Origin of the sequence: Pseudomonas sp. P7759 (assembly GCF_013386445.1) — a bacterium.
In the GTDB taxonomy this organism is placed as follows: Bacteria; Pseudomonadota; Gammaproteobacteria; order Pseudomonadales; family Pseudomonadaceae; genus Aquipseudomonas; species Aquipseudomonas azotoformans_A.
Genome location: NZ_JACART010000003.1, coordinates 291,890 through 311,667, shown reverse-complemented (window position 1 = coordinate 311,667; position 19,778 = coordinate 291,890). Strand labels below are relative to the sequence as shown.

20 protein-coding genes and 1 pseudogene are annotated in these 19,778 nt (G+C 61.2%); 12 read left to right on the top strand and 9 right to left on the bottom strand.

Going from position 1 to position 19,778, the window contains the following annotated elements:
* Positions 1–95: 95 nt before the first annotated feature.
* On the bottom strand, positions 96–857 hold the full coding sequence (locus tag HX823_RS31900) for a hypothetical protein (protein ID WP_256349947.1): 762 nt from the start codon (positions 855–857) through the stop codon (positions 96–98).
* Positions 858–964: 107 nt separating this feature from the next.
* A complete protein-coding gene (locus tag HX823_RS02215; RefSeq protein ID WP_038846748.1) occupies positions 965–2,014 on the bottom strand; it encodes an MBL fold metallo-hydrolase in 1,050 nt (349 codons plus the stop codon).
* A 123-nt stretch (positions 2,015–2,137) separates the two neighbouring features.
* On the opposite strand from HX823_RS02215, the gene HX823_RS02210 reads away from it, so the two are divergent.
* The 5 genes and pseudogenes from HX823_RS02210 (at position 2,138) to HX823_RS02195 (ending at position 6,178) form a co-directional block, all read left to right on the top strand.
* On the top strand, positions 2,138–2,752 hold the full coding sequence (locus tag HX823_RS02210; protein ID WP_038846750.1) for a TetR/AcrR family transcriptional regulator: 615 nt from the start codon (positions 2,138–2,140) through the stop codon (positions 2,750–2,752).
* 190 nt (positions 2,753–2,942) lie between these two features.
* On the top strand, positions 2,943–4,001 hold the full coding sequence (locus HX823_RS02205; RefSeq protein WP_177074025.1) for a diguanylate cyclase: 1,059 nt from the start codon (positions 2,943–2,945) through the stop codon (positions 3,999–4,001).
* 172 nt (positions 4,002–4,173) lie between these two features.
* Positions 4,174–5,031, top strand: a pseudogene (locus tag HX823_RS32240) (PAS domain-containing protein); the annotation flags it as partial.
* A complete protein-coding gene (locus HX823_RS32235; RefSeq protein WP_371317939.1) occupies positions 5,032–5,583 on the top strand; it encodes a methyl-accepting chemotaxis protein in 552 nt (183 codons plus the stop codon).
* 76 nt (positions 5,584–5,659) lie between these two features.
* Positions 5,660–6,178 (top strand): DUF1003 domain-containing protein, encoded by a 519-nt coding sequence (locus HX823_RS02195; RefSeq protein ID WP_033896262.1) that lies wholly within the window; start codon positions 5,660–5,662, stop codon positions 6,176–6,178.
* Here the strand turns inward: HX823_RS02195 and HX823_RS02190 are convergent.
* The gene (locus HX823_RS02190) at positions 6,175–7,053 is read right to left on the bottom strand and encodes a LysR family transcriptional regulator (protein WP_177074024.1); all 879 of its coding nucleotides are present in this window, start codon (positions 7,051–7,053) and stop codon (positions 6,175–6,177) included. The genes HX823_RS02195 and HX823_RS02190 overlap by 4 nt on opposite strands.
* A gap of 80 nt (positions 7,054–7,133) precedes the next feature.
* Here HX823_RS02190 and HX823_RS02185 point away from each other — a divergent pair, with 80 nt between their 5' ends.
* On the top strand, positions 7,134–7,835 hold the full coding sequence (locus HX823_RS02185) for a CTP synthase (RefSeq protein ID WP_177074023.1): 702 nt from the start codon (positions 7,134–7,136) through the stop codon (positions 7,833–7,835).
* Complete coding sequence (locus tag HX823_RS02180; protein WP_177074022.1) at positions 7,832–8,155, top strand: antibiotic biosynthesis monooxygenase; 324 nt, start codon at positions 7,832–7,834, stop codon at positions 8,153–8,155. The genes HX823_RS02185 and HX823_RS02180 overlap by 4 nt, the downstream gene beginning before the upstream one ends.
* Here HX823_RS02180 and HX823_RS02175 read toward each other — a convergent pair.
* Positions 8,152–8,475, bottom strand: a complete 324-nt coding sequence (locus tag HX823_RS02175; RefSeq protein ID WP_033896266.1) for a DUF2025 family protein — start codon at positions 8,473–8,475, stop codon at positions 8,152–8,154. The two genes, HX823_RS02180 and HX823_RS02175, sit on opposite strands and share 4 nt — an antisense overlap.
* Positions 8,476–8,707: 232 nt before the next feature.
* Here HX823_RS02175 and HX823_RS02170 point away from each other — a divergent pair, with 232 nt between their 5' ends.
* Both HX823_RS02170 and HX823_RS02165 read left to right on the top strand, forming a co-directional pair.
* Complete coding sequence (locus HX823_RS02170; RefSeq protein WP_177074021.1) at positions 8,708–9,835, top strand: glycerophosphodiester phosphodiesterase family protein; 1,128 nt, start codon at positions 8,708–8,710, stop codon at positions 9,833–9,835.
* An 85-nt stretch (positions 9,836–9,920) separates the two neighbouring features.
* The gene (locus HX823_RS02165) at positions 9,921–10,226 is read left to right on the top strand and encodes a PepSY domain-containing protein (protein WP_033896270.1); all 306 of its coding nucleotides are present in this window, start codon (positions 9,921–9,923) and stop codon (positions 10,224–10,226) included.
* Positions 10,227–10,360: 134 nt separating this feature from the next.
* On the opposite strand, the gene HX823_RS02160 is transcribed toward HX823_RS02165, so the two are convergent.
* Positions 10,361–11,989 (bottom strand): methyl-accepting chemotaxis protein, encoded by a 1,629-nt coding sequence (locus HX823_RS02160; RefSeq protein WP_177074020.1) that lies wholly within the window; start codon positions 11,987–11,989, stop codon positions 10,361–10,363.
* A 263-nt stretch (positions 11,990–12,252) separates the two neighbouring features.
* Between HX823_RS02160 and HX823_RS02155 the strand changes: the two genes are divergently transcribed.
* Positions 12,253–13,275, top strand: a complete 1,023-nt coding sequence (locus HX823_RS02155) for a transporter (RefSeq protein WP_016978332.1) — start codon at positions 12,253–12,255, stop codon at positions 13,273–13,275.
* 101 nt (positions 13,276–13,376) lie between these two features.
* Positions 13,377–14,993 carry an inorganic phosphate transporter gene (locus tag HX823_RS02150; protein WP_038845272.1) on the top strand — a complete coding sequence of 539 codons (1,617 nt, stop codon included), beginning with the start codon at positions 13,377–13,379 and terminating at the stop codon, positions 14,991–14,993.
* A gap of 125 nt (positions 14,994–15,118) precedes the next feature.
* Here HX823_RS02150 and HX823_RS02145 read toward each other — a convergent pair whose 3' ends face one another.
* Genes HX823_RS02145 through HX823_RS02135 form a run of 3 tightly spaced genes read right to left on the bottom strand, consistent with a single transcriptional unit; the run spans position 15,119 to position 17,784 of the window.
* Complete coding sequence (locus HX823_RS02145) at positions 15,119–16,093, bottom strand: biotin-dependent carboxyltransferase family protein (protein WP_177074019.1); 975 nt, start codon at positions 16,091–16,093, stop codon at positions 15,119–15,121.
* On the bottom strand, positions 16,090–16,968 hold the full coding sequence (locus tag HX823_RS02140; RefSeq protein ID WP_177074018.1) for an allophanate hydrolase subunit 1: 879 nt from the start codon (positions 16,966–16,968) through the stop codon (positions 16,090–16,092). Before HX823_RS02140 ends, HX823_RS02145 begins: the two co-directional genes overlap by 4 nt.
* 57 nt (positions 16,969–17,025) lie before the next feature.
* Positions 17,026–17,784, bottom strand: a complete 759-nt coding sequence (locus HX823_RS02135; RefSeq protein ID WP_177053507.1) for a 5-oxoprolinase subunit PxpA — start codon at positions 17,782–17,784, stop codon at positions 17,026–17,028.
* A 120-nt stretch (positions 17,785–17,904) separates the two neighbouring features.
* Between HX823_RS02135 and HX823_RS02130 the strand changes: the two genes are divergently transcribed.
* Positions 17,905–18,822: a LysR family transcriptional regulator gene (locus tag HX823_RS02130; protein WP_016978327.1), complete on the top strand. Its 918-nt coding sequence runs from the start codon at positions 17,905–17,907 to the stop codon at positions 18,820–18,822.
* On the opposite strand, the gene HX823_RS02125 is transcribed toward HX823_RS02130, so the two are convergent.
* Complete coding sequence (locus tag HX823_RS02125) at positions 18,819–19,715, bottom strand: LysR family transcriptional regulator (RefSeq protein ID WP_177074017.1); 897 nt, start codon at positions 19,713–19,715, stop codon at positions 18,819–18,821. The two genes, HX823_RS02130 and HX823_RS02125, sit on opposite strands and share 4 nt — an antisense overlap.
* Positions 19,716–19,778 lie beyond the last annotated feature (63 nt).

The window sequence follows — 19,778 nt, the reverse complement described above, 5'->3', positions numbered from 1 at the left end:
GACCTCCTGGGGAGTAAGAAATGAAGAAGGACCAACGTTGATCCATGGCCCAGTCTAAAAACTCCACTCCTACCGGGCAGCGCGACGCAGGCGATTCAGCGTGTGGGATAGTTCAACGCAGTGGGTGGTTCATCCTGCAAATCCGCCGCGCGACGGGCGCTTCGATACCCCTGCACCAGAGCAGGAAACCAATCCTTGGCCCATCGTGCACCGTAGAACCACAGCGTCGCCCCATCCCCAAGGGGCTCACCAAACCCTGGGTATCCACTCCAGCACGCCCCGTGGAATGCGCTGCTGCGGCTGTCGGAAACCAGGGCGTCCAGGCGGAATGCCCGTACCAGCTCGTCGATTTCGTTGCGCGAATGCAGGGTGTGGTTGGCCCGGTGCGCAGGCACCGGTACCAGCTCGGTTCCAGACCGGCGCAAGACATCCAAGGCTCTCAGGAAAGAGGGGTGGTGCTCGATCTGCTCATGTTGGCTACCCTCCACGAACCTCTCGGCAAACCCCACGCGTCTGCCGCCAAGCGCGTGATCCGCCGTGAAGGTCGTGTTGTTTTCCACCAGGGGGACTTCCACCATCACCGGCCCAGAAGGATCAACTCCACTCAAGGCAATCAGTGACAGCGACGGGTCCCGCGAGGGTTTCAGGGGAAGACTTGGCGCGTCATATCCAGGAATCGGGACGCTTCGCCCAGGGTTGTCACGAGCCAGCGGCTCGACGCCAAAAGCGATACCTCGCGGATTCACTTGCTCGTTGAGCGTAGTCGCCAGGCCAGACACTTCAGCGAGCACTGAAGCAGGTTGGCCCGTCGGGCAAGCCAGACCCGCCTGCCAATATTTCTGACACTTACTCTCCATAAAAACCGTCCCCGAAAAATGACTTTCCGGGGATCATCGCACCGTTGACTGGCGTCTGTCGCAGCTCTGAAACAGCTTGAAAACTCCTTTTTCCGACGCCTTGTCCTTCAGCTGGCGAGGCGCTCCTCTGCACCTTGATTTTCCACTTCCAGCCACCACGCATACCCACGCTCGGGCTGGTTCAAGCTGAACGCCTGCCCCATCTGCGGCGTGGTGATAAACACGTTGCGCTCCCAGGCCAAGGCCATGATGCGGTCGAACGGTTCGTGCCAGGCATGGAAAGCCAGGTCGAAGGTGCCGTTGTGAATCGGCAGCAACCAGCGGCCTTTGAGATCGATATGCGCTTGCAGGGTTTGCTCAGGTTGCATGTGCACGTGCGGCCAATCGACGTTGTAAGCACCTGTTTCCATCAGCGTCAGGTCAAACGGGCCGTACTGTTCGCCGATGCGCTTGAAGCCGTCGAAATAACCGGTATCACCGCTGAAAAAAATCCGCCGGGCACCATCGATCATCACCCAGGAACACCACAAGGTCTGATTGGCATCAAACAGGCCGCGCCCGGAAAAATGCTGCGCTGGCGTGGCAACAAACCGAATGCCATCCACCTCAGTGCCCTGCCACCAATCCAGCTGGCGCACTTTGCTGGCGTCCACGCCCCATTTCACCAGAATGTCCCCGACGCCCAGCGGCGCGAGAAAATAGCGGGTCTTATCGGCCAATTGGACGACAGCCTTGCGGTCAAGATGGTCGTAGTGGTTGTGGGAAAGAATCACTGCCTCTAGCGGCGGCAGCTCTTCAAGACTGATCGGCGGCTGATGGAAACGCTTGGGGCCGGCCCAACTGAACGGCGACGCACGCTCGGCGAATACCGGATCGGTCACCCAGAATTTGCCGCGCATTTTCAGTAAGACGGTGGAATGCCCGAGGCGGAACACGCTGTGATCAGGCGCCGCCAGCAACTGCTCACGGCTCAGCGGTTGTACCGGAATCTGCCCCACCGGCCGCGTGCTGCGCGGCTTGTTGAACAGCATGTTCCAGAAAATACGCAAGGTCTTGCCCAAGCCACCCTGCTGCACGGGCGCCTCGTTGCTGAAGTGCCCCAGGTCTTGCTTGGGCGCTGCCGGCGAAGAATCGACACGGGACGAAATCGTGGCCATTTACAGGTGACTCCTACAGACCGCTCTAAAATTACACTGCACAGTGTAGTTTCAAGATTGCAACAAAATACACAGCAAGTAAACTACCGAGTGTAACTTTCCTTGACCAGCCGAGCGCCCTCCATGACTGCCCCACAACGCCTCACCGACCGTAAGCGCGAAGCCATCGTGGCCGCAGCCATCGCTGAATTTCGCGAGAACGGTTTCGAGGTCACCAGCATGGACAAGATCGCCGCTACCGCCAGTGTTTCCAAACGCACGGTGTACAACCACTTCCCCAGCAAGGAAGAGTTGTTCGCCGAAATTCTCCATCAACTCTGGGCCAGCAGCGTTGCGCAGCTTGACGTCAGCTACGCCAGCGATCGCCCGCTGCGCGAGCAATTGCGCGGCTTGTTGGAAGCCAAGATGAAGATGATGGCGGATGCCAATTTCCTCGACCTGGCCCGGGTCGCCATCGCCGCCACCATCCATTCGCCGGAGCGCGCACAGGATATGGTCACCCGCCTGAGCAAACGCGAAGAAGGTTTTACCCAATGGGTACGCGCAGCCCAGGAAGATGGCCGGCTCAACTGCAGCGACCCGGCGTTTGCCGCCCACCAGATTCAAAGCCTGCTCAAGGCGTTTGCCTTCTGGCCGCAGATTACCTTGGGCCAACCGGTCCTGGACCCCGCCAGTCAGGCCAGCGTTATCGAGTCGGCCATCGACCTGTTCCTGGCCGGTTATGAGGTCACGCCGTAAAAGCCGGTTGTGCGAACGACATTCCGGGTCGTTTTTGACGCATTCGCCCTCTGTTTTGCGCAAATGGCCTGGAAGGACACTGATTATTCCCACGCGAATAACTGACAATATTCGCCGGTATTATCCGATCAACGGTTAACCCTGCGAACGTGTGTCGTCGTATCTGCAAAAAGAGCTGAACCAGGAATTTATGGAAAACAGACAAGGCAAGGGGCTTTCCTTTGCCAGGCGTATCTACAAGCCAAGGATCATCGGCACGGCCATGTGCTGCGTCAGCGTGATAGCGGCCCTGTACCCCTTAGGTAAACCAGACTGGTTATGGGCGTTATTGCTGGTCAACGGTTTCGTCTGGCCGCACCTGGCGTATCAGCTGGCAACCCACTCCAAATTCCCCTACGACGCCGAACAGCGCAACCTGTTGTATGACGCCGTGTTCAGCGGGTTTTGGGCCGCCACGCTGCAGTTCACGCCGCTGACCACCGTGACCCTGCTGTCGATGGTCGCCATGAATAACGTCGCCGCCGGTGGCAAACGCCTGCTGATACGTGGCGCATTGGCTCAAGTGCTGGGCGCCGTCGTGGGGGCAGCAGTGTTCGGCTTGCAGTTCAACCCTTCGGTCAGCCTGGTTCAGGTCTATGCCTGTTTGCCGATGTTGACGCTCTACCCCATGGCTATTGGCATGGTCTGCTTTCAACTGGCAATCAAACTGTCCGAACACAAACGCGCCCTCAGCGCCTTGAGCCGCATCGACAGCCTCACCGGCCTGCTTAACCATGGCTCATGGAAAGACCTGCTGCACCTCAAGTTCCACAAGTGCCAGCTGCAGCAAAGCCACGCCACCATCGCCCTGATCGATATCGATCACTTCAAGCAGATCAATGACACCCACGGTCATATTGTCGGCGACGCGGTCCTACGGCAGTTGAGCCTGGAGTTACGGCGACACCTGCGGGAAAACGACCTGGCTGGACGGTATGGCGGCGATGAGTTCTGTGTGATTCTTCCGCAAATGCCACTGGAACAGGCCGCGCAGGTTATGGAACGCATGCGCGAGACCTTCAGCAATTACCGCAACCCGCAGATCCCTGAGTTGCGCGTGAGCCTGAGCATCGGCCTGGCTGATTTCCAACCCTTCTTCACCGACGCCGCCATGTGGCTGAATGCGGCGGACCGGGCGCTATATGCCGCCAAGGACACCGGACGTAACCGGGTCAACATCAGCGAAGAAGTGGTCGCTCATTCCGCCTGAGGTTGTCATACGACACCTCGTCTGATTTTTCCTACCCACGGCCTAGGCGATAGCATAATGCCGCCATTGGTCGCCTTCCATAAAAGTGCCTGCCCTGAGGCCGAACTTCCGACGCATCGCACGACTCTGAACCCGTTGTTCCACCCCCGCTGCTGGCACAAGGAAGCTGGCAATGAGCACGTCAACCGTATGGCCCATGCCTTACGGGGGCAGGCGCATAAACATGGATACTCCCGACGCTTGCTTGCCCGAGCACCCGAACATGCTATTCAACGCCCACAAAAAAACCATCAATGCCCTGCAACACACCATCGCTCAACAGGCCAGCCTGCTGGACGCCATCGAGCGCTCCATGGCGGTTATCGAATTCGACCTGTCCGGCACTGTGCTGCGTGCCAATGCCAACTTCCTCCAGACCATGGGCTACCGCGCCGAGCAGGTCGAAGGCCAATCGCACCGTATGTTCTGCACCCCGGCGTTCGCCCGCAGCGCCGAGTACAACCAGTTGTGGTCGAACCTGCGCAATGGCCAGTTCCAGTCAGGCACCTTTGAACGGGTGGCGGGCGATGGCCAGTCGGTTTGGCTGGAAGCCAGCTACAACCCAGTACGTGATGACGCGGGCCAGGTGACCAAAGTGGTGAAGTACGCCATGGACGTCACCCCGCGCCTGCAAGCCGAAAGCGAAGCCAATGCCAAACTGGCCGCCATCGGCCGTGCCATGGCGGTGATCGAGTTCAACCTTGATGGCACTATCATCACGGCCAACGCAAACTTCCTGCAGCGCATGGGTTACACACTGGCGCAGATCGAGGGCCAGCATCACCGTATGTTCTGCACCGCAGAGCTGGCCAATAGCGCGACCTACAGCGACTTCTGGAAGCGCTTGAACCAAGGCGAAATGTTCAGCGGGCAGTTCGAACGGGTGGACAAGAACGGCCAGACGGTGTGGCTGGAAGCCAACTATAACCCCGTGTACGACGCCGGCGGGCGCCTGTGCAAAGTGGTGAAGTTCGCCTCGGACGTGACCGCCATGGTGCAACAACACACCGCCGACGCCGCCAGCGCGGCCCAGGCGTACCACATCTCCCTGAACACCCGGGATATCGCCGAAAAAGGCGCCGAAGTGATTCAGCAAACGGCCAGCGGCATGCGCGACATTGCGGCGAATATCGACGGCTCCTCGCAGCTGATCGCCAAGCTGGGCGAGCGTTCGCAGCAGATCACCGCCATCGTCAACACCATTCGCGGCATCGCCGACCAGACCAACCTGCTGGCCCTCAACGCCGCCATCGAGGCCGCACGTGCCGGCGAACAAGGTCGCGGGTTTGCCGTGGTGGCCGATGAAGTAAGGCAACTGGCAGCGCGCACCAGTGGCTCCACGGCGGAAATCTCCAGCATGATCGCGATGATCCAGGAGGAAACCCGCCAGGCCATCCACAGCATGGACGGCACCCGGGACCGCGCCGCGCAAGGGGTCGACCTGGCCAACCGCGCCGGCACAGTGATCCTGCAGATCCGCGAAGGCACCAGCGAGGCCGTGCAGGCGGTGAGTGCATTCGCCAATGAGCGCGGTGGTAACTGACCCGATCTTCATACGGGGCACTGGGGGCTCGGTCTATAGTGCTTGCTTGTCTTCAAGCACATGATCCGAGCCTGCCATGACCCCAGAAAAGACCGAAACCGCTCCCGTCGACCACCTGCGTTTCCACCGCCCTCATGCCCACCTGGCGCCGACCTTTGGCAACGACACCTTTGCCCTCAAGGCCGAAGCCTTCGCCCGGTTCTTCGGCACCCCCACCTTCCTCGGCGCACAAACCGCCATCGTAGTGTTGTGGGTGGTGCTGAACATGACCGGCGTCACGCACTTCGACGTGTACCCGTTCATCCTGCTCAACCTGGCGTTCAGCCTGCAATCAGCCTATGCCGCGCCGCTGATCCTGCTGGCCCAGACCCGCCAGGCGGCTCGCGACAAAGCGCAGTCAGATGCCGACGCGCAACACCGCGAAGCCCTGGCCATAGCCAACACCGAGCGCCAGGCCCAGGCTGCGCAAACCACCAAACAGTTGCTGGAACTGCTCGAACAAAACACCCGGCTGACGGAAATGACCAAGCAGCTGACAGAACACATCGAAAGCCTGACTAGCGAAATGCACGAGCACTTTGTGCGAAAAACCTAAGGTAACCGCAGGTGTCGCCCCAGCTCGTCAAACAGCGTCACCACCGAGCGCAATGCTCGACAATCGGGGCGTGTGAGCAACCATAACGCCGTGTCGTGCCCCGCCAATGCGGGGCCCAGCGGTTGCAAGCCGTTGCCCAATAGAAAGTCCGGCAACGCCGCCACTCCCAACCCTGCGCGCACCAGTTCGGTGACCGACAACATACTGTTGCAGCGATAACTGGGACGCACGCCGGGCAGGTGCCCGCGGCGCCAAACGACGGTGGGGTGATCAGGCAGGAAGTCATCCGGGGCAATCCAGGGCAGGTCTGCCAGCTCGCGGCTTTCGTGCAGTTGGGCGAAACCCGGACTGGCGCACACCTGATACGCCACATTGCCCAGGCGCCGGCCCACCAGATGCTCCGGCGGCGTGCGGGTCAGGCGCAGGGCGATATCCGCGTCGCGGCGGCTGAGGTTGGCGAAATCATTCGACGTACTCAGTTCCAGGGTCAACGCCGGATACTGCGGCATGAACTTCGCCAAGGCTGGCAACAGCAAGCCTTGCAGCACCGAGTCGGTACAGGTCAGGCGCACCGTGCCGCTGATCACTTCACCGCCCTGCTCCACACCAATGCGCGCGGCCTCCAGCGCCTGCTCGGCGCGTTCCGCCTGCTGCGCCAGATGGCTTGCCAGGCTGGTGGGCAGGTAGCCGGCGCGGCTTTTTTCGAACAACGTCTGGCCCAGCGCCGCCTCTAGGCGCCGCACCGCGCGGAACACCGTGGATACGTCCACCCGCAACAACGCGGCCGCCCGTGCGAGTGTGCCGCCGCGCACCAGGGCGAGGATCAACGATAAGTCTGGGTAGTCGATTGAATAGTGCGCCACCGCATTAACCATGTGTCAAAACGCCCATATTGATTGCGTTAACGCCAATCTATAGTGCGCCCCAGGACTCCACAAGCCATGGGATGAACACGATGAAAACCACGCCTCTGCACCTCGCTCTGATCGGCGATTACAACCCCGATGTCATCGCTCACCAGGCCATCCCTGTGGCGTTGCAACAGGCGGCCGAGACCCTCGGCCTGAGCGTTCATGTGCAGTGGCTCGATACCGATAACCTGCCCCAATCACTGCATGACTTCGACGGTTTCTGGTGCGTCCCCGCCAGCCCCTACCGCGACACCGAAGGCGCTATGCGGGCGATCCGATTTGCTCGCGAGCAACGCCGACCGTTCCTCGGCACGTGCGGCGGTTTTCAGCATGCCGTGCTGGAATACGCACGCAATGTCCTGGGCTGGAAGGATGCCGAACATGGCGAACTCGCGCCACACGCCAAGCGCGCCGTGATCGCACCGCTGAGCTGCGCCCTGGTGGAAGCCACCGACACCGTGCGCCTGGCGCCCTACACCCGGATCGCCGAAGCCTATGGCACCCTGGATGTGCAAGAAGGTTATCGCTGCCGTTATGGCGTGAACCCCGAGTTCCTCGGTGCCTTGCTCGAAGGCGACCTGATCCCCAGCGGCCACGATTGCGCAGGCGACCTGCGCGCGGTGGAACTGCTCGACCACCCGTTCTTCGTCGCCACCCTGTTCCAGCCCGAACGTACCGCCCTGGCAGGCATTACCCCGCCCTTGGCGATGGCCCTGCTCAAGGCTTGCCAGGCGGTGTCTGCATGATCGCCCGCACACCTTCGCCGCCCTACTATGCGGTGATCTTCAGTTCACTGCGCACCAAAGGCGATCAAGCCTATAGCCAGGCGGCCAGTCGCATGCTGGAACTGGCGCGTGAACAACCGGGGTTCATCGGCGTGGAGTCCGCACGGGAAGACGGCCTGGGCATCACCGTGTCGTACTGGGAAAGTGAAGCGGCCATCCTGGCCTGGAAGCAGCAGGCCGAGCACCAGGCGGTGCGCGAACAGGGGCGCGCCACTTGGTACTCGGCCTTCCAGACCCGGGTATGCAAAGTCGAACGGGCCTACAGTTTTGAAGCGAGCTAGCTCACCAGACTGCGCAACGCGCTGATCTGCGGTATCTCCACCCGGCGCATATACACCCGCAACGGCTCGGTGATGTTGATGCGGTCGTCGATGTTCTGGTCCAGCAGCAACTGGATGCGCTCGCGGGACAGGGTCATGGTCTGCTCCGGGGCCGGCAGCCAGACGAATTCGGCGGTGGGGATGATGCCGTCATCGGCCACGTCCATGCCGAAGGCGTCTTCGCTGAAACGCACGATGTACTGGCCGGTCTTGCGGTTGAGGCCAACAAACCCGTGGAGTTGGTCGGCAGCCTGGCAGATAAGTTCGGAAGTGATGCGCATGGTAAACCTCACTGAAAAGTCCCAAAGGGACTGGAAAGATGGTTTACACGCGTGGCGGAAAGTACCGCCCTCTGATGGGGCAGCTGCGAGCAAGAATACTGCAATGCCTCGGGAAAAATCCGAGAAAATTGAAGCCTGCGCACGTTAATGTCGGTTTGGTGATAGCGCCTTTCGCAATCAATTGTTAAAAAGGAGGCCTTCTCAAAGCTACCTCCACGAAAGGACTTCGCATATGCCCGTCACGTTTACCAAGAGCGCCCTGCTGCTCGCCCTGATGCTCGGCCTTGGCCAGGCACATGCGCAAGACCCTATCAGCCCGGCTGAATTGGCGACCAACGAAGGCATCCCCTACCCCGCCGTGATCGCCCACCGTGGCGCTTCCTTCGATGCACCGGAATCCACCGCTGCGGCCTACAAGATCGCCCGCGACCTGGGTGCCGACTACCTGGAAATGGACCTGCAGCGCAGCAAGGACGGCGTGCTATTCGCCCTGCACGACAACAACCTGCAGCGCACCACCGACGTGGCCACCAAGTTCCCAGATCGCAAGGACGCCCCGGCCAACGAGTTCACTTGGAAAGAACTGCAAACCCTCGACGCCGGCAGCTGGTTCAACGCCGCCTACCCGGACCGCGCACGTCCAGGCTTCGTCGGCCTGAAAATCCAGAGCCTGGACGACATCATCAAGATCGCCGAAGGCAACCCACAGCACAAACCCGGCCTGTACATCGAAACCAAGGAGCCCAAGCAATTCCCAGGCATCGAAGCCGACCTGAAGAACAAGCTGCTCGACAAGGGCTGGCTGAGTTCTGCCGGTTCCAAGCTGGGCAAGAGCAACACTGGCGTCGGCCAGGGCAAGGGGCGCGTGGTGCTGCAAACCTTCGAAGTGGCCAGCCTGAAAGAGCTGCAGAAAGAAATGCCGAACACCCCGAAGATCCTGTTGCTGTGGGTGGGTGAAGGCAGCATCGAGCCGAAGAACAAGCAGACATTTGCTGAATCCGGCGAAACCACCAAGGCCGCCTACTACGCCAAGCAAGAGCCGAAAGACGCGGCCGAGTTCGAAAAGTGGGTCGACGAAGCCAAGAGCCTCGGCGCCATCGGCACCGGCCCCTCGGCTGAGCTGACGGACCACGGCGACCAGAGCTATTCGGACCTGGTCAAACCGGAGATGAACAAGCTGACCCACGACAAGGGCCTGCTGGTGCACGTCTACACCGTCGACGAGCCGGTGGACTTCGACAAAGTGATGAAGGCCGGCGTGGATGGCATCTTCACCAACCGCGCCGCCGAACTGCTGAAGTTCTACAAGCGCTGGCCGTCGTCCAGCGTGCAAGATCTGCTGAACGACTATAAGTATTGATGTAGTCAGTGTGCCATTAAGGATGAGTTAAGTTGCGCTGGTTAATCTGGCGCCACTTAAACAGCTCACCAGAAGGACACACACCATGAAAACCCTGACCGCTTTGTTCGCCGCTACTGCTCTGACCCTGACCGCCGGCCTGGCCCAGGCCGATGTTCGCCCGGACCAGATTCCAAGCCTGTTGCAGTCCGGCGCCGTGAAGCCTTTCGAGCAACTCAACAAAGACGCCCTGGCCAAACATCCCGGCGCCGTGATCAACGACACCGAGTTGGATAACGAAGCCGGCCGCCTGGTCTACGAAGTCGACCTGACTGACACCACCGGCAAAAAGTGGGACGTCAAGCTCGACGCCAAAACCAGCGAAGTGCTGGAAAACAAACTCGATACTTGATTAAAACGCAGAACCCCATGTGGGAGCGGGCTTGCTCGCGAATGCGGTGGATCAGTCAATGAATAGGTCGACTGACACTCCGCGTTCGCGAGCAAGCCCGCTCCCACATTTGGGTGGCGTTTTTTTGTGCCCGGTCAGGCGCCCAGACGCGCCGTCACTTCATTCAACTCGCTCGATAACCCGCGCAAGTTGTGGCTCGCTGCTTCGGTGCGCTGCACGTTATCCAGGTTGGCCGTCGCCACCGTGGTGATCTGCGTGATGTTGCGCGAGATGTCCTCGGCTACCGAGGTCTGCTCTTCGGCCGCCGTGGCGATCTGGCGGTTCATGTCGCGGATCGCCTCCACCGCCTGGGTGATGTGCGCGAGCATGGCGCCGGCCTGTGTGACCTTCTCCACACTCTCATCGCTGCACGACTGGCCACTCACGATGGCTTCAGCCGCATCCACCGCGCCGGTCTGTACCGCTTCGATAATCCCGTTGATCTCGATTATCGACGCCGCCGTGCGTTGCGCCAGGCTGCGCACTTCATCGGCCACCACCGCAAAACCCCGGCCGGCTTCACCCGCGCGTGCCGCTTCAATGGCGGCGTTGAGCGCCAGCAGGTTGGTCTGTTCGGCAATGCCGCGAATCACTTCCAGCACCTTTCCAATGCGCACGCTGTCGGTTTCCAGGCGGCGGATGATGGTGCCGGTATTAAGGATCTCGTTGCGCATCTGGCCGATGGTGGCAATGGTGACTTTCATCACTTCACCGCCTTCGCGGGCCGAGTGATCGGCCTCGTCCGCCGCGCGTGAGGCACTGGCGGCGTGGCGCGCGACTTCCTGCGCGGTGGCCGACATTTCCGTCATGGCCGTGGCCACTTGGTCGGTACGGTTGAATTGATCGTTGGTGCCCGTCGCCATCTGCCCGGCGATGGCATTCAACTCGCCGCTGGCGCTGACCAAGTCGGTCGCACTGCGCTGCAAACGGCTGAAGGTTTCGGCCAGGAAGTCACGCAAGGTATTTGCGGCAGCGGCCAGGTGGCCCAGCTCATCCTGACGACGGCTGGCAACACGCTCGGCAAAGCGACCATGGCTCAGTTGCGTCACGTAGTCGATCAAGCCACGGATCGGCAGGATCAGGTTGCGGTTGATCAGCCACAGGCTGAACAGTCCGATCAATATGCCGGACAACAGCATGATCGCCAGCCCCACCAGCACGGTGCGTTCGGCATAGGCACTGATGGCCTTGGATTGCTGGCTGCCTTGTTCGCGCAGGTCGCTGACCAACGCACTCATCTGCTCACTGGCGGCACGGTCCACTCCTTTTACCGCAGTGTCGCCGGCCGTTGCATCGCCTCCGGCGGCCACGTAGGCATCGCGGCCCTTCTGGTAAGCCACGCCGAGTTGCTGGTGTTCCTGGCGCAAGGTGTCGATGCGGCGGCTCAGGCTCGGGTCGCTGCTGGTCTGGGTGACAAGCCGCGTGAGGATACCTTGCACATCGCGCTGGCGGTCCTGGAACTGGCCCCAGTATTTCTCCATGTCCTGGGGCTGCTTGCCGCGCAGCAGAACGTTTTTCCATTCCTGCACCTGCACCTTGAATTGCAGGTTGGCCTCGTCAATCAATTGTGAAGTCAGCAGCGGCCCATCGATCAAGCTGCGATAGCTCTGCACCCCGTTGGACAAAAAGTTGAAACAGGCCAGGGCGATCAACAGCATCGCCAACAGGCTGCCACCGAGCAGCGACAGGATTTGTGCTCTCAAGGAGGTTCGCAAAACATTCATCGGGGAAAAGCCTCGATACAAGGAATGGGTGCATGCACGCGTAACGTCCTTGTCATCAAAAGGCACCGCCGGTCCACTGCGGTTCTTAACGCCTTGAATCGGCCGATTTAGAGCCTTCTTGAACGGTTACTGACAAACGGTCAAATAAATGTCACCACAACGAAATAAATTCAAAACCGTCACAAAACTGTCAAACCCCCTTGCAATGATTCGCGCATGCGAACCTGTGAAATCTCCTACAGGCGCTTTTTCTGCGAGCCCTCATGAACCACAGCATCGATCACAGCCACCAGGATTCCGACCTGTTTGGCTTGCTCTACGGTTTTCGTTTTCGCCCAGGGGAAAAGGGTGAGCAGATAGATTCGGCGGCGGCGCTCCAGGCGTTGCGCCAACCGGGCGACCCGGAGGAGTTTTTGTGGCTGCACCTGAACCTCGCCCATGCCGCGTGCGAGCGTTGGATGCAGGCACACCTGGACCTGCCGGAAGAATTCTTCGAAGCCCTGCATGAAGGCTCGCGCTCCACGCGCATCGAACACGTCGACTCGGCCTTGCTGGCGGTGGTCAACGACGTGGTGTTCAACTTCAGCAGCATGGTCTCGTCGGACATTTCCACGCTGTGGGTCTGCGCCCGCAGCCGCCTTTTGATCAGCGCGCGCCTGCAACCCTTGCACTCGGTGGATAAGTTGCGCTCGTCGGTAAAGGCTGGCGAAAGCTTTCGCTCGCCACTGGCCTTGCTGGTGCATTTGCTGCGCGACCAGGGTGAAGTGCTGACCCAGATCGTGCGCAAGACCAGCATCAGCGTCGACCATATCGAAGACCAGTTGCTGTCCTCGCGCCTGTCCACCAACCGTGCTGAACTGGGCGCCGCACGCCGGGTGCTGGTGCGCCTGCAACGCCTGCTGGCGTTGGAGCCGGGCTCGCTGCTGCGCCTGCTCAACCGCCCGCCGCAGTGGCTGCAAAAGGAAGACGTGAAGGAATTGCGCAAATCCACCGAGGAGTTCGCGCTGATCATCAACGACCTGATGGCCCTGGGCGAACGCATCAAGTTGTTGCAGGAAGAAATCGCCGCCAACCTCAACGAGCAAAGCAACCGCACGCTGTTCACCCTCACGGTGGTAACGGTGCTGGCGCTGCCGATTAATATCATCGCCGGTTTTTTCGGCATGAACGTAGGCGGCGTACCGCTTTCCCAGGACCCGGAAGGCTTCTGGATTCTGGTGGCATTGGTCGCGACCTTTACCCTGATTGCCGGGCGTTGGGCGTTCAGGAAGCGCAAGGATTACTGACCAGCGGCCGGTTCAATCACCTAAACACTGATATATGGCAGCATCTCTGTAACATCTTGCAATGATCATGAACGACATCCTCCCAACATGGATGCTCCGGCATGGCCACCCCTTCCCTGACTGCCTCCCCCCACGCGTCTCCCGCAGACCCCAAACCCAGGCTGGACAAGAAACCCGGCCTGGTGACGGTGATCATCTTCTTTGCCGTGCTCGCCATGGGCCTGCTGTTCACCGCCTACAGCCTGATGCACGACATGCACGAAATGGGCGCCCAACTCACCACCTGGACGCCCTTCTTGCTGCTTGGCGTGGCACTGTTGATCGCCCTGGGGTTCGAGTTCGTCAACGGCTTCCACGACACCGCCAACGCCGTGGCGACGGTGATCTACACCAACTCGCTGCCGCCGCATTTTGCGGTGGTGTGGTCGGGCTTTTTCAACTTCCTTGGCGTGCTGCTTTCCAGCGGTGCGGTGGCGTTCGGCATCATTGCGTTGCTGCCGGTGGAGTTGATTTTGCAGGTGGGTTCTTCCGCCGGTTTCGCGATGATCTTCGCCCTATTGATCGCCGCGATCCTGTGGAACCTCGGCACCTGGTGGCTGGGTTTGCCGGCGTCGTCGTCCCACACATTGATCGGTTCGATCATCGGCGTCGGCGTGGCGAATGCCTTGATGCACGGGCGTGACGGCACGAGCGGCGTGGACTGGAGCCAGGCGATCAAGATCGGTTACGCCTTGCTGCTGTCGCCGCTGATCGGCTTTGCGTTTGCGGCGATGTTGCTGCTGGCCCTGCGCGCGTTCGTCAAGAACCGCGCGCTGTACAAGGCACCCAAAGGCGACACCCCGCCACCGTGGTGGATTCGCGGCCTGCTGATCGCCACGTGCACCGGCGTGTCTTTTGCTCACGGTTCCAACGACGGGCAGAAAGGCATGGGCCTGATCATGCTGATCCTGGTGGGCACCTTGCCAATGGCCTACGCGCTGAACCGCACCATGCCCGCCGAGCAGTCGTTGCAGTTTGCGGCGGTGGCCGAAGTGACCCAGGTCGCCCTGGTGAAAAGTGCACCGCAAGCACTGGCCGGCGACCCGCGCCCGATCCTCTCGACCTACGTGCGCACCAAGGAAGCCACGCCGGAACTGGTCCCCGCCCTCGCCGCCCTGGCCGGACAGATCGGTGATGAGGTGAAAGGCTACGGCTCCCTGGCCAAAGTGCCCGCCGAAGCCGTGGGCAACGTGCGCAACGACATGTACCTGACCAGCGAAACCATTCGGTTGATGGACAAGGGCAAGGTCGGCAATTTCGACGCCGATACCCAGGGCAAGCTGCAACTGTTCAAGCAACAGATCGACAGCTCCACACGCTTCATTCCACTGTGGGTGAAGATCGCCGTGGCCATCGCCCTCGGCCTGGGCACTATGGTGGGCTGGAAGCGCATCGTGGTCACCGTCGGCGAGAAGATCGGCAAGACGCACCTGACCTACGCCCAGGGCGCCTCGGCGGAAATGGTGGCGATGCTGACCATCGGCGCGGCGGATATGTATGGGTTGCCGGTGTCGACCACCCACGTGTTGTCGTCCGGTGTCGCGGGGACGATGGTGGCGAATGGCGGTGGGTTGCAGATGCGCACGATTCGCAACCTGGCGATGGCGTGGGTGCTGACGTTGCCAGCGGCCATCCTGCTGTCAGGTAGCCTCTACTGGCTGTTCACCCAACTCTTCTGACACCACACAGGGCAAAAATGTGGGAGCGGGCTTGCTCGCGAATGCGGAGTGTCAGTCAGCCTATTAATTGACTGATCCACCGCATTCGCGAGCAAGCCCGCTCCCACATTTGGATTTGTATTTCTTCAGTGATTGAAAAGCCCAGTCATAGCCTTCAACCGCTTCTTGTACACCCGCCGCGCCTCCAACGCCTCTTCCAGCGTCACCGCCACAAACCCCGCCCGCTGGTTCGGCTGCATCTGCCCGATCAGGTCCAGGTCGGCGCTGATCACCGTGCCGATCATCGCGTAGCCACCGCCCGACACTGCATCCCGGTGCAACACTATAGGTTCCAATCCCGCCGGGACCTGGATCGAGCCAATCGGGTAGCAACTGTCGACGATATTCGACGGATCCGACCCCGCGCCAAACGGCTGCTCCCGTGGCTGGAAGCTCAACGCACTGCCGCCCTTGAAGCGATAACCGATGCGGTCAGCTTCGGAACCCACGGTCCAGGGTTCGGCAAAGAAGCTGCTCTTGGCCGCCTCAGTGAGGCGCTCGTAATACAGCCCCGGCACTACACGCAGGGTCACGTCGCCGCCCACTGATCGGCGCAGTGCCATCGGCAGACTGTTGCCCGCCCGGCCCGTGCCACTGGCTGTACCGATGGGCAATTCATCGCCTTCCTGCAAGCGCCGCCCGCTAAATCCGCCAAGCGCGCCGAGGGTATAAGTCGAGCGGCTGCCGAGCACCAACGGCACGTCAATGCCACCGGCCACCGCGAGATAAGTCCTCGCGCCCGCCTTGGGAAATTCAAAGCGCAACACCTGCCCGGCGCGCACCTGGAACGCGGTGTCCTGGTGCACCACTTCACCGTCCAGGCGCGGCGACATCAAGGCGCCGCTGAGGGCTACCAGCGCGTCTTGCCGGAACTCCAGCTCGGGGCCGATCAATGTACATTCCAGGCCCGCCGCGCCGACGGGATTACCCACCAGGTGGTTGGCCGCACTCAACGCATATTGATCCAATGCACCCGACGGCGGGATGCCCAGGTGGTAATAGCCTTCGCGGCCAAGGTCCTGCACGGAGGTGGCGAGGCCGGGTTTGAGGACCTTGATCATGCCAGCGCCTCCTGCAGGGATTTCGGATAACCGATGGGGTCGGCGAGAAAAGCATCGAGGGAAAATTCCACAGGGCGGATGCGCAGGTCGAAACGTCCCGCGTCGACTTCGGCAACGGCCAGGTCGTAGGCCTCCCGGTCCATGGGTGTGAACTGCACAATATCGCCAGGGCGGAAGAACACCATGTGTTCCTTGAGGTACGCCAGTTGCTGCGCCGGGTCGTAGATCGGCGCCGGGGTCACGCCGAACATCTGGTAACCACCGGCACCGCGTACCGAGTAGATGCAACCAAAACAGCCGCCATGGCCGAGGGTGAGTTTCGGCGTGTCGGTGCGCGGTCGCAGGTACTTGGGCACCTGAAGTTGCCGCTCACGCTCGACCATCTGGAACATGAACGGCAGGCCCGCCACAAATCCGACCATCGACACAAACCACGGCGCCCCACTGTGGGCGGCAATAAACGCCTCCACATCGGCCAGGCCGTTGATGCGCGCGGCGTACTCCAGGTCCGTACCGCTGGGGTCTTGATGGCGGTCGCGAAAACGCATCAGGGTCTCAAAGGTCCAGGGGTCGTTGTACAGCACTGGGATTTCGATGATGCGTGTATGCAAGGTGCGCTCAGCCACGGCCTGGGCTTCGGCGGTCTGCACCGCATCGAGCAGAACGTGGGGCGCGATGCGGTCGGGGTCGAAGCGGATCTGGAACGACGCATTGGCCAGGCACACATCCAGCACACCCTCCAACGCCAGGCGCTCCACGGCGCGGGTCACGGCCATGCCTTTGAAAAAGGCCTCCAGGGACATGCTGTCGCTGACCTCGGCAAACAGGTGTTCATCGCCGCCGAAGCTGTAGCGGATGGGGGATGTTTCAGCCATGTCTGTTCCTCTTGGAATCATTGTAGAAAGGCAGGCGAAAAAATTGAGGGATCGTTCTTATTGGGGTGTTTTGACGGTGATGCCCGCTTGGTCCAACGCTTCGCGGGTCGCCTCTACCAGCTCCAACGCACCCGGCGTGTCGCTGTGCAGGCAGATGGAATCGAATTCAATAAACAGGTCTTCGCCTTCCACCGTTCGCACCAGCCCGGTCTGACAAGCCCGCAGGACGCGCGCCGCCACCGTCGCCGGATCCAGCGCGCGCACATTGCGGGTAAACACGATGGAGCCGGTCAGATCGTACTCACGGTCGGCGTAAAACTCCCGCACCACCGGCTGCCCCAACTCCTTGGCCACGCGCCAGATCACCGAGTTGGGCATGCAGTACAACAACAGCGTCGGTTCGATGATTTGCAGGTTCTGCACCAGCAACCGCGCCGCTTCTTCATCACGGGCCAGGTGCATGTAGAGCGCGCCATGGGGCTTGATGTGTTGCAGGGTCACGCCTTGGGCGCGGGCGATTTCCCGCAGGGCGCCGAGCTGGTAGAGCATGTCGTCCACCAGCTCCTGGGCCGGTGCGTTGATGTGGCGACGGCCAAAACCGACCAGGTCCCGAAAGCCCGGATGCGCGCCGATGGCCACGCCCAGCTGCTTGGCGCGCTCGACGGTGCGGCGCATGGTGCCGGGGTCGCCGGCATGGAAGCCGGTGGCGATGTTGGCCGAGCTGATGTAGGCCATCAGCTCCGCGTCGACGCCATCGCCGATGGTCCAGGGGCCAAAGCCCTCGCCCATGTCCGAGTTGAAATCCACTGCCTGCATCAGAGTCGCTCCGCCTAAGTGATGGACGAAAAGTAGGCTGCGGCTTGACCCCTTGGGAAGATCTATTATCAGATGGCCCATCTTCTGAAAATCAGATAACCCTATGTTTTGGAGAGGCCGATGTCCCTCACCTTGCGCCAAATTCGTTATTTCGTTGCCACCGCCGAAATCGGCCAGATCTCTCAGGCGGCCATTCACCTGAATATCTCGCAATCGGCGGTGACCACAGCGATCAAGGAGCTGGAGGCGATGCTCGGCGTGCAGCTGTTCGTGCGATCGGCCCAGGGCATGAACCTGACCGACGCCGGGCGACACTTTCTCAACCGTGCCTACGTGATCCTGCGCAGTGTCGATGACGCGCTGAACAGCCCGCTACCCGACTACCGCGCCCGTGGCGTGCTGCGCTTGGCCGCCAGCTACACGGTGCTCGGTTACTTCCTGCCGCACCATTTGCAACGCCTGGAACACTGGCACCCGGACGTGACCATCGAAGTCTTTGAGCAGGAACGCCAGGCCATCGAACAAGGGTTGCTCGACGGCCAGTTCGACATGGCCGTGGTACTCACCGCCAACCTGACCCACCCGGATATCGTCTCGGAAATCCTGTTCAATTCAGAGCGCCGCCTGTGGCTGCCCAGCCATCATCCCTTGTGCGAACGTGGCGCCGTGAGCCTGGCGGATGTGGCCCAGGAGCCCTATATCCTGCTCACGGTTGACGAGGCCGAACACAGCGCCATGCGCTATTGGGAGCAGGCCGGGCAGACGCCCAAGGTGCGCCTGCGCACCAGTTCGGTGGAGGCAGTGCGCAGCATGGTCGCCAACGGCAGCGGCGTGGCGATCCTGTCGGACCTGGTGCACAGGCCCTGGTCCCTGGAAGGCAAACGCATCGAAACGCTCACGGTCACCGATCCAGTGACACCGATGAGCGTGGGCCTGGCCTGGCACCGCGAGCGCGCGTTTACCCCGGCAATGCAGGCGGTGCGCGATTATTTCCACGACGCGTTCCTGGCACCGCAGCAGTTGTCGGCACGGCGCTAGAGGTGGGCTTGCAAGGTCGCCGCCAACCAGTCCATGAACACTCGCACCCGCAACGGCAAATGCCGCTGGCCGGCGTAGAGCAATGACACGTCCAGCGGCGGCGCCGGGTAATCCGGCAGCACCGACACCAGCTCTCCACTGGCCAACAAGGTGCGAATCCCCAGCAGCGGCACCTGGGTAATGCCGAAGCCGCCCAGGCACGCCGCCTGGTAGGCATCGGTGCTGTTGACGGTGACACGCCCGGCCATCGGCACCCGCTGCACTTTGCCGCCCGCCTGGTATTCGAAGCCGGACGAACGTGCGCCCAACGGCCGTACGTAATGCACCAATTGATGATCCGCCAAGTCCGCCAGGGTCTGCGGCACGCCATAGCGTTGCAGGTAGGCCGGGCTCACGCAGTTGACCATCGGCATGCTGCACACCCGGCGCGCCACCACGGTTTGATCGGGCTGGGCGCCCACCCGCAACACGCAGTCGAAGCCTTCGGCGATCAGGTCCACCTGGCGGTCCGAGCTGCTGATTTCCATCTGGATCAGCGGATGGCGCTCCATGAACAGCGGCAGGTGCGGCAGGATCATGCCGCGCGCCATCACGTTGGGCATGTCCACGCGAATCCGGCCGGTCAGCTGCGCCTCATCCTGGCGAAACAACCCCTCCAACTCTTCCATGTGCGCCAGCAAGTCCTTGCTGCGCTCATACAGCACACGGCCATCCTGGGTCGCCTGCACCTTGCGCGTGGTGCGTTGCAACAAGCGTGCGCCGAGCAATTCTTCCAGCGCCTGCACGTGCTCCGACACGGTAGAACGCGGCAGGCCCAGGCTCTCGCCGGCCTGGGTGAAACTCGACAGTTCGGTGACGCGCACAAAGGTGCGCAGCAGCTCAAGCTTGTTCATGGGATTGTTCGCCTTATCCGGCCAGTGATTCCGGTATAGCGCTGTTTATCACGTTATGGGCGA